Source organism: Polaribacter sp. (assembly GCF_965656025.1).
GTDB lineage: Bacteria > Bacteroidota > Bacteroidia > Flavobacteriales > Flavobacteriaceae > Polaribacter.
This window is the reverse complement of the sequence record NZ_CBFHJT010000071.1, coordinates 1-8,411: the sequence shown is the minus strand read 5'-3', so window position 1 is coordinate 8,411 and position 8,411 is coordinate 1. Positions and strand designations below refer to the sequence as shown.

The window sequence follows — 8,411 nt, the reverse complement described above, 5'->3', positions numbered from 1 at the left end:
GGTGTCTTTGGAGGATTGGTAATTACAGGAGCTCCTTTTGTTATTATGATGACTATGGTTGGTATAATATCCTTAGCAGGAATTGTAGTAAATAACGGAGTTGTTTTGTTAGATTATGCAGAACTGTTAATCAATAGAAGAAAAATACAAGACGATGTTGCCGAAGATGATTATTTACCTTTAAATAGTTTGTATGAAACTGTTGTAAAAGCTGGTAAAGCTCGTTTACGTCCTGTATTACTAACTGCCATTACCACTATTTTAGGTTTAATTCCGTTAGCAATTGGTTTAAATATTAACTTTTTCACATTGTTTAGCGAGTTTGATGCAAACATTTATATGGGTGGAGATAATGTTGTATTTTGGGGACCTTTAGCAAAAACTGTTATTTATGGTTTATTAATTGCAACATTCTTGACGTTGATAGTTGTTCCTATTTTATTCTTTTTAATTACAAAGTTTAAAATGAGAATTAAAGGACAATTACCTCATCAATTAGAACGTAAAGAAAATAAAGAACTTGTTTTTAATATGGATAAAAGATTAGATTAGAAAAAATAACACTAAAATAATTTAGATTGCTATATTAAAAAGAGGATGAAATTATACAAGTTTCATCCTCTTTTTGTATTTTCGAAAATAATGATAGAAAAGAAAAAAACTTCTTTTACAGTAAATGAGATTAAGCGAAAGCTAGAGCAGTATTGTATCTACCAAGATCGATGCCATAAAGAAGTGGAACAAAAAATGCGCGATTACAACTTGATTCCTGAAGCTAAAGAAATGATTTTACTAAGTTTGATGCAAGACAATTTTTTAAATGAAGAACGCTTTGCTAAAAGTTTTGCAAGGGGAAAGTTCAGAATTAAAAATTGGGGAAAACAACGTATTATTAGGGAACTAAAGTTTAAAGATATTTCTGCATACAATATTAAAACAGCTCTAAAAGAGATTGATGAAGAAGAGTATTTAGCCACTATTTACAGAATCACAGAAAATAGAAATGCTGTAATTTCCGAAGCTAACATCCATAAAAGAAAACAAAAACTAATTGGTTTTTTAATGCGAAAAGGATTTGAAAGCGAATTAATATATAAAGTGGTTAACGAAGTAGTTAGCCATTAAAAAACTACTTATATCTATTTAAAAAGATAGAATCGTTTTTCTTTTTCGCAGCAATTACAGACTGTACATCGTCATTAGGTATGGCAACAGACAAGACATACTGTTTTATTTTCCAAGTGTTATTTTTCTTTTCTAAAACACCAGAACCTCTACAAGTTCCCATCCAAGTATTTAAAAGCTCATCAAACCAAGCAAAATCTCCAGTTTCATTCAAATACACATTTCTTTCTAGAGTTTTAAAATCCCAAGCTTTGCCTCTTTCAAAATAAGGTTTACTAAAATTAGAAAACTGTTTTTTAGTCCAAATTTCTTCTGCTGCTGTACCAATATATACAGAAGTACTGTCTAAAGCATCAAAATAATTTGCATAATTAGCATCTGAGGCTGCTTTGTGCCAATTAACCAAAACACTGTTTATTGTTGCTTTCTCTGAAGCAATATTTACTTGTTTTGATGTTTCTTTACAAGCAAAAAACAACAATAAAACACACCCTATAATTCCTAGTTTTTTCATGATTGCTATTGTCTCTTTAAAGCTCCTTTATCAAAATTATTCTTATTGATCAACTTTTCTTTTAATTTTAAATCTATCGATTGTTTAGAAACACTGTCTATTTTAGTGGTATCTAAACCAATAAAACTAATATCTACATCTATTAAATCTTCAAAAAGTTGTTTCTGTAAAATAGTATTAACTTTAATATTTACCGCAGAAAAAGCTTCTATGGTTTTGTCTACTTGAGCGTTTACTTCCGTTGCTTTAATTGCAGGAATATCCGTTAAATCTGCCAATCGTAAAGTTTCATTATACAAAACATTTACTCTAGCCTTAAAAGACGGAATATTAAATTTTTCAGGAATACTATCATTTAAACTTTTTACCAAATCTTTTAATTCTACAGCATTATTTAAAGCTTCGTTGGGTGATATTTTTCTATAATTCACAAAAAAAGAATCTACCAATTTTAATTTTTGCCAATCTGCTACATCTTTTAGAAATTTTGGTGCGATTGATTTTGTTGGATTATGTTTGGCAACAATACTCATTAAAGGTTTTGCAACTTTAACAGCTACTTCTGTTTCTTGTTTATCGTCACAAGAAAACAGAAAGGGTATTAACAAAAAAATGTATAAATATTTCACAAGTTCAATTAAAAAGTAAAAATACATAAATATCTTTCACAGTTTTCATTTTTAAGAAAATCCTAACAAAACAAAAAAATACTACATTAAAATTGTTGAATAATTATTTATTTAAAATATAATTACGAATACTTAAATTAAGTACCTTTGTTTCTGATTTTAATTGAATGCAATACATGAACGAAACCATATTAATTTTAGGAGCAAGTGGCCAAATAGGAAACGAGTTAACAGAAAAACTGCGTACAATTTATGGCAACCAACAGGTTATTGCCTCAGATATTAGAGAAGGGAATGCAAATATGATGGAAGCTGGTCCATTTGAAATTATAGATGCTACAGATAAGAATACCATTTTAAAAACAATTAAAAAATACAACGTTACACAAGTTTATTTACTAGCGGCTATGTTGTCTGCTACTGCAGAAAAATACCCGCAAAAAGCTTGGGATTTAAACATGACTTCCTTATTAAATGTGTTAGATTTAGCAAAAGAAAAACATATAAAGCAAGTATATTGGCCTAGTTCTATTGCAGTTTTTGGCCCAACAACTCCCAAAGAAAATACACCACAAAAAACAATTATGGAACCTACTACAGTTTACGGAATTAGTAAGCTTTCTGGGGAGTTTTGGTGTAATTATTATCATGAAAAATATGGAGTAGATGTTAGAAGTTTACGCTTTCCTGGTATTATTTCATGGAAATCGAAACCAGGAGGAGGCACAACAGATTATGCGGTAGATATTTATTTTAAAGCCTTAGAAGAAGGTAGTTTTGATTGTTTTTTATCAGAAAATACACGTTTACCAATGATGTATATGGATGATGCTGTGAACGCAACCATACAATTAATGCAGGCCAAATCAGAAGATATTAAAATTAGAACTTCTTACAATTTAGCGGCCATAGATTTTACACCAAAAGAAATTTTTACAGAAATTAAAAAACATATACCTGATTTTACAATTACCTATAAACCTGATTTTAGACAACAGATAGCCGATAGTTGGCCATCTAGTATTGATGATTCTGAAGCGAGAAAAGATTGGAATTGGAAACATCAATTTGATTTGTCAACGATGACAAAAGATATTCTTACAAATCTTAAAAAATAAGATTGTAAGAAAATAAAATCAATTTCGTCTGAACTGAAAAGACCATTGTAACAAAGGTTACCTGGAAAAAAGAGTTAAAACTTTACCTTTGTTTAAAATAAAAAAAGATGAAAAATATTATAGAAAATAGTTTACAAAATGCTATTTCTTACGAAACTTATAGAGCTTTGGTAAGTAATTTATTAGCAGATGGTAAAGCAACAGGACCTATACAATCCGAAGCATTAACAAACTACAGTTTGTTAAATGATAAAAGAATGAAACGTTTAGACAAAACGATAAAAATTTCAGAAGAAACAATTGCTACTATAAAAACAATATCAGAACCACAAACTTGGTTGGTAATTTCAGAAGGTTGGTGTGGAGATGCAGCACAAAACTTACCCGTTATTAATAAAATTGCTGCCTTAAACCCAAACATCAATTTAAAAGTAGTTTTAAGAGATGAAAACTTAGAATTGATGGATTTATATTTGACAAATGGTGGTAGATCTATTCCTAAACTAATTGCTTTAGACTCCGAAAAAGAGGGGATTTTTACTTGGGGACCAAGACCTACTGTTGCAACAAAAATGGTGAAAGATTACAAAGCAAAAAACGGTAGTTTAGATGCCCAATTTAAACAGGATTTACAAGTTTGGTATAACAAGGACAAAGGTAAATCTGTGCAAGAAGATTTTGTTAATTTGCTAACAAACAGTTTTTCTAGTAAAGTTTAACAACAGTATTTATATAAGATTTATAAAACCGTAAGTTTATTTAAGCTTACGGTTTTTCTTTTGATTATATTTGTAATCTAAAAAAAACGAATGTTTGTAGAGTTCAGTTCCATTCCAGAAGATGCTAAAGTTTGGATTTATCCATCTAGCAGAAAATTTTATCCTAATGAAATTGAAGAAGTTAACAAAAAAGTAAAAGATTTTGTAGCAGAATGGAAATCTGAGGACGAAGATTTTAAAGCGTCCTTTAAAATACTTTACAACAGATTTATTGTTTTGGCTGCAGATGATATTTCTACAAAACTGTTAATTGCAGATATAGATGCAAGTGTCTCTTTTATTTTAGAGTTGCAACAAATCTACAATGTAGAACTTTTGGATAAAATGAATGTTTGTTTCAAGCAAGGTGAGTATGTGCAATACAAAGATTTAAAAGATTTTAAAAAATTATTAAAAAACAAAGCAGTTACAGCAAAAACAATTGTTTTTGATAACCTTATAACCACTAAAAGCGATTTTGATAATTATTGGGAAGTTCCTATTGAAGATAGTTGGTATAGTAGATTTTTAAAATAAAAAATGAACACTTACGATTACATTATTGCAGGTTCTGGTTGTGCTGGTTTAAGCCTATTATATTGTATTTTGAAAGAACCTAAATTACAAAATGCTAGTATTTTGTTAATTGATAAAGACAGCAAAAAAAACAACGATAGAACTTGGTGTTTTTGGGAAAAAGAAGCTGGTGTTTTTGAAGAAATTGTGCACGCAAAATGGAATACTTTAGAGTTTCTATCTACCAATTATGAGGAGAAATTAGATTTGGGCGCATATACATACAAAATGATTCAAGGTATTGATTTTTACAATTTTGTATTCAATTATGCCAAAAAATTTAGCAATGTTACCTTTTTACAGGAAACTGTTGTAGAAATAAAATCTTCTAAAAATAATGCGTCAGTAATTACTGATAAAAATACATATACAGGTAAAACAGTATTCAATTCTACACCTATTTTTAATCCAGATATCACACAACAAAACTCCCTTTTACAGCATTTTAAAGGTTGGGTTATAAAAACTGAACAACCTTTTTTTGATAAAAAAATTGGCAGGTTAATGGATTTTAGATTATCACAAGAAAATGGTGCCACTTTTATGTATGTTTTACCAACTTCTTCTACAGAAGCTTTGGTTGAATATACCTTGTTTAGTCGAAAAGTGCTTCCAAAAGAAAAATATACTTTAGAACTTGAGAAATATATTAAAGAAGAATTAGAGCTAGAAAATTATACAATTACGCATAAAGAGTTTGGTGTTATACCTATGTCTTTGGCTAAGTTTGAAAAGCAACCATTAGAAAATGTAATTAACTTGGGTACTTCGGGTGGTTTTACAAAAGCTAGTAGTGGATACACATTTCAGTTTATACAGAAAAATGTTGCAGCAATTGTACAGCATTTAAAATCGGGCAAAAAACCGTATGTAAAACCAACTTTTAAAGACAAGGTTTATAATTGGTATGATCAAACTTTAATAGATGTTATTTTATCAGAAAAACTTACAGGGAAAGCTATTTTTACTACAATGTTTAAAAAAATACCTGCAGAAAAAATATTAGCTTTTTTAGGCAACCAGAGTACTTTTTTAGAAGAAATTTCTATTATGAAAAGTTTGCCTTTAATACCTTTTCTAAGTTCAGGAATTAAACAACTTTTTTCTAAAAATTAGCAAAAAAAAAGAGAAAAACTTTGTTTTTCTATTCCAATTAAAAATTGATAATCCCCCTATTGATTATCAATTATTTTATCTAATTTATTAATTTCTTCGTTATATTCTTTAATCGCTTTTTTAATATTTCCATCATCATAAGCTTCATTAAACTCCTCGATGGCATCAACATGTATTTTGGCATATTCTTGTATCGTTTGGTCTAATTCAACTTTTAAATCGTCAAATTTTTCTGTAAAATCTTCTAAATTTTCTTTCATTTCTTCTTCAGATACATCAACATCATCTATTAAATTTTTATACTCTTTTTGAATATCTACAACATCCTCAATAACGTCTGCTGTTTTTAACCAATCTGGTATTGTATTAGCTAAGTTTGCTATTCTAAAATTTAAGTTTTGCAAACGTTTTTTTGTTGATTTTTTGGGATTTGTACTTCTAATACTCGCCAACTCTGTGTTTACAATAGTATAATCTATCCAATCATTAAAACCTGCGATACCATTGGCATCTAAATAATAAACTAACGCTTTACCGTCTTTCATTTTATAAGTTCTAGATTTTATAGGATGATTACTATCAACAACTACATTATCTTTTTTAGTTTTTATTTTAGAAACTTCTTCTATTACTTCTTCTTCAATTTCATCGGTTTTTTTCTTTGTATTGTTACAAGAAAAAAACAGCAAACAAGAAAAAGAAATGGTAACTGCATATATTTTTAAAACTTGTATTTTTACTTTTTTCATAATTTTAATTTTTGTCTTAAACAAAATTACAGAAACAGTTACTTTCTCTTTAGCACAAATAAAAGTTGTTTTAACTCTTTTAATGCTCTAAACAAGAGATTAACTAATTGAAATCTTATTCTATTTCTTGTTAGAAACTACCTATATTTGAACTAAATTTGATTCTAAAAATTGAACTATTTACAAGAATTTTCTGCTGATATTTCTAAAATTGAACTTCCAAAAAAGTTTACATTTCCTTTTTACTACAAACCTCATCAACTAGCTAAAATAGCTGCAAAAGAATTACAAGATTATTTAAAATCTCAAACTGATTTTACACATAATTTTGGTGTAGACACTCAAACAAAAAACACCATCGGAAAAATGTTTGGTGTTTTAGTTGTTAAAAATCGACAAGGAAAAATTGGTTATTTAGCTGCTTTTTCTGGAAAATTAAACGACCACAGTTTACCGGAAAAATTTGTACCTCCTGTATTTAATATGCGTGCAGAAAATAGTTTTTATATAAGAGGTGAAGCTAAACTAGATACCATAAATCTAGCATTAGATAAGTTAAATACCAATGAACATTACATCGCCTTAAAAAAAGAGTTAAAAATTTTAACCAAAGAAATTGAAGACGACTTAAATGCACAAAAATTAAAGTTAAAACAAGCTAAACTTTCCAGAAAGAAGAAAAAACAAAAAGCAATAAAAGTTTTAAATGACGATGATTTTAAAAAACTAACTAATCAATTAAAACAAGAAAGTTACAATCAGCAATTTTTCTTAAAAGAATTGCAATTGTACTATAATGATAAAATTGATAAAATAAAGCAACAAATTGCTGTTTTTGAAACTGAAATTACAGCACTTAAAAAAGAAAGAAAAGCAAAATCTAACTATTTACAACAAACCTTATTCAGCAAATATGCTTTTTTAAATGCTAATAAAGAAGAAAAGAGTTTGTTAGATATTTTTAATAATCCAGATGTAAAACCACCTGCAGGTTCTGGTGAATGTGCTGCACCCAAATTGTTGCAATATGCCTTTTTACAGAATTTAACTCCAATTACAATGGCAGAATTTTGGTGGGGAATTTCACCCAACGCTGCTATTAGAAAGCATAAAAACTACTATCCTGCTTGCCAAAGCAGATGCAAGCCCATTTTAACACATATGTTACAAGGCTTAGATTTAGAAGAAAATTTATTGCTTAAAAACATCTCTAAAAACAAAGATTTAAAAATTATTTTTGAAGATGATGTTTTACTGGTAGTAAACAAACCGGCAGAATTTTTATCTGTACCTGGAAAAAACATTACAGACTCTGTATATACCCGAATTAAGCAGCAATACCCAGATGCAACTGGCCCATTGATTGTGCATCGATTAGACATGTCTACCTCTGGTATTTTAGTACTTACAAAAACAAAAGAAGCGAATAAGATTTTACAAAGTCAGTTTATAAATAGAACTGTAAAAAAACGCTATATAGCTTTGTTAGATGGTGTTTTAGGTGAAGAAAAAGGGACAATAAAACTTCCTATACGCGTCGACTTAGATGACAGACCCAAACAATTAGTAGATTTTGTGCATGGTAAAAATGCTGAAACCAAATGGGAAGTTATAAATATTGAAAAAGATAAAACGCGTGTCTATTTTTATCCTGTAACAGGTAGAACGCATCAATTGAGAGTACATGCAGCGCATAAAAATGGATTAAACACACCTATTATTGGCGATGATTTGTATGGTCAAAAAGCAAACAGATTGCATTTACATGCAGAGTTTATCGAATTTTTACATCCGAAGACGAATCAAAAAATTAACTTTTGTGTACC

The 8,411-nt window shown here is 28.8% G+C and carries 10 protein-coding genes; 7 read left to right on the top strand and 3 right to left on the bottom strand.

Annotated elements, in window-relative coordinates; translation table 11 throughout:
* On the top strand, window positions 1-552 hold a 552-nt coding region (locus ACTG3S_RS12145), incomplete at its 5' end, for an efflux RND transporter permease subunit (RefSeq protein ID WP_439129616.1).
* A 90-nt stretch (window positions 553-642) separates the two neighbouring features.
* Entirely contained in the window at window positions 643-1,125 is a 483-nt protein-coding gene (locus tag ACTG3S_RS12140; RefSeq protein WP_439129623.1) for a regulatory protein RecX, read from the top strand.
* A gap of 4 nt (window positions 1,126-1,129) precedes the next feature.
* On the opposite strand, the gene ACTG3S_RS12135 is transcribed toward ACTG3S_RS12140, so the two are convergent.
* Together ACTG3S_RS12135 and ACTG3S_RS12130 are read right to left on the bottom strand one after the other, a co-directional pair.
* Complete coding sequence (locus ACTG3S_RS12135) at window positions 1,130-1,639, bottom strand: nuclear transport factor 2 family protein (RefSeq protein WP_439129615.1); 510 nt, start codon at window positions 1,637-1,639, stop codon at window positions 1,130-1,132.
* 5 nt (window positions 1,640-1,644) lie between these two features.
* The gene (locus ACTG3S_RS12130; protein WP_439129614.1) at window positions 1,645-2,268 is read right to left on the bottom strand and encodes a hypothetical protein; all 624 of its coding nucleotides are present in this window, start codon (window positions 2,266-2,268) and stop codon (window positions 1,645-1,647) included.
* 176 nt (window positions 2,269-2,444) lie between these two features.
* Here ACTG3S_RS12130 and ACTG3S_RS12125 point away from each other — a divergent pair, with 176 nt between their 5' ends.
* From ACTG3S_RS12125 to ACTG3S_RS12110, 4 genes are all read left to right on the top strand, one after another.
* Entirely contained in the window at window positions 2,445-3,386 is a 942-nt protein-coding gene (locus ACTG3S_RS12125) for an NAD-dependent epimerase/dehydratase family protein (RefSeq protein ID WP_439129613.1), read from the top strand.
* Window positions 3,387-3,493: 107 nt separating this feature from the next.
* Window positions 3,494-4,105 (top strand): thioredoxin family protein, encoded by a 612-nt coding sequence (locus tag ACTG3S_RS12120; RefSeq protein WP_439129612.1) that lies wholly within the window; start codon window positions 3,494-3,496, stop codon window positions 4,103-4,105.
* Window positions 4,106-4,195: 90 nt separating this feature from the next.
* Window positions 4,196-4,681, top strand: a complete 486-nt coding sequence (locus ACTG3S_RS12115; RefSeq protein ID WP_439129611.1) for an ABC transporter ATPase — start codon at window positions 4,196-4,198, stop codon at window positions 4,679-4,681.
* A gap of 3 nt (window positions 4,682-4,684) precedes the next feature.
* A complete protein-coding gene (locus ACTG3S_RS12110; protein ID WP_439129610.1) occupies window positions 4,685-5,836 on the top strand; it encodes a lycopene cyclase family protein in 1,152 nt (383 codons plus the stop codon).
* 56 nt (window positions 5,837-5,892) lie between these two features.
* Here the strand turns inward: ACTG3S_RS12110 and ACTG3S_RS12105 are convergent, their stop codons facing one another.
* A complete protein-coding gene (locus tag ACTG3S_RS12105; RefSeq protein ID WP_439129609.1) occupies window positions 5,893-6,585 on the bottom strand; it encodes a hypothetical protein in 693 nt (230 codons plus the stop codon).
* 171 nt (window positions 6,586-6,756) lie between these two features.
* Here ACTG3S_RS12105 and ACTG3S_RS12100 point away from each other — a divergent pair.
* Window positions 6,757-8,411: RluA family pseudouridine synthase (locus ACTG3S_RS12100; RefSeq protein WP_439129608.1), on the top strand; the 1,655-nt coding region annotated here is incomplete at its 3' end.